Source organism: Streptosporangium nondiastaticum, assembly GCF_003011965.1.
Classification (GTDB): domain Bacteria; phylum Actinomycetota; class Actinomycetes; order Streptomycetales; family Streptomycetaceae; genus Streptomyces; species Streptomyces nondiastaticus.
The window spans coordinates 1-1,475 of record NZ_PXWG01000301.1; the positions used below are offsets into that span (position 1 = coordinate 1).

General features: G+C 76.9%; 2 protein-coding genes. Both read right to left on the reverse strand.

Annotated features, from left to right (window positions below):
- Positions 1–207, reverse strand: a 207-nt coding sequence (locus B7P34_RS39160; RefSeq protein WP_223268612.1) for a hypothetical protein, incomplete at its 3' end; no start/stop codon positions are given.
- A 111-nt stretch (positions 208–318) separates the two neighbouring features.
- Positions 319–1,353, reverse strand: a complete 1,035-nt coding sequence (locus B7P34_RS35895; RefSeq protein ID WP_106682278.1) for an alpha/beta hydrolase — start codon at positions 1,351–1,353, stop codon at positions 319–321.
- Positions 1,354–1,475: the final 122 nt, after the last annotated feature.

Genomic DNA, 1,475 nt, shown 5'->3' on the forward strand with positions numbered 1-1,475 from the left:
GCGCTCGTCCGCCGCCCAGCGGGCCACGCGGACCGCGCCGGTGAGGCAGTCTCTGGCCTGCCGGGCCAGTTCGGCCGGGGCGGGGGTGCCGGCCGGCGGGCGGGGCGCCGGGCGGGTGCCTCGGTTGGCCACGGCCCGGCGGGCAGCGGCGATCGGCTGTCGGGGGACAAGTCTGAGCCGGGAGTCGCGCGGAGTACGGGACGTCACAGGAGCAGTCTTGCCGCTGCTGCTCCGAAAACCCAATCGGAATCAATTGTCCAGCCGTCCACCATTCACTTCCTGCCGCTGGAACAGGGCAGCTTGGAGGCTGTGGCAGCGTCACATGAAGGGGATGAGGAACCTCCGCAGCGCCTCTTCGTAACGCTCCGGGGAGGCGTTCCACATCGCGGCGTGCGGGGCGCGGCGGACGGTGTGCAGGACGATCAGGTCGGGGCGGCCGGCCGCGAGTTCGCGTGACGTGCCCCACGGGGCGACGGTGTCGTCGGGGCCGTGGGCGAGGAGGGCGGGGACGGTCATCCGGGCCGGGTCCCGGAGCCGGGCGAGCCCGTCGGGGGCCATTCCGGTCCGGCCGCGGGCGGCGTGCACGGCGAGCGGGAGGAGCGGCGCGGGCACGCCGCGGCCGGCGGCCAGGGCGTGCAGGGCGGCGGGCCAGTCGAGCACCGGCGAGTCGAGGACGACGCCGCTGATGTGCGGGCGCAGCTCGGGATCGCCGACGGCCAGCAGGGCCATGGTGGCGCCGGTGGACCAGCCGTGCAGGACGACCCGGCGGGCACCGTGGGCCAGGGCATAGCGGACGGCAGCGGCGAGATCATGCCATTCGGCGAGCCCGAAACGGCTGGTTCCGTCCGGTGGCCGGGGTGCCCCGGGGTCGCCCCGGTAGGCGAGGGCGAGGACCGGCAGCCGCAGGCGGTGCAGGAACGGCATGACGACCATGGGGTGCTCGCGGGTGGCGCCGAGGCCGTGGACGGCGATCACCCAGGTGTCGCGGGCGGCGGGCACGAACCAGGCGGGGAGCGGTCCGAGCTCGCCGGGGACGGCGACGTCGGCGTGGTGGAGGCCGAGGGCGTCGCGGGGGTTGCCGGCGTGGAGCTGCGGCGTGAGCCACACCCGGTCGCCCGGCTCCGGCCCGCCGCGCGTGACGCGCACCAGGCGGCGCACGACGGCGTCGGCGGGGTGCGGCGCGTCCTGGACGACGGGGCCGACGACGGCGTGCAGGCCGCGCCCGGTCAGCCCGTAGGTGCCGGGGCGCAGCGAGGCCTGGTCGCGGGTGAGGGTGATGCGGTCGCCGTCGACGGAGTGGACGGTGAGCCGCGGCTGGTCCGGCGGCGGGCCGCCGGGGGCGGCGCGAGCCACCCCGCACTCCGCCCACACCGTGAACGCGGCCGCCGCCGGGCAGGCCTTCACCGCGCTCACCACGGTGGAGGAGCTGCTCACGTCCTGGGAGTCCGACGGTCCGCTCGTGCTGCGCGCCGGCG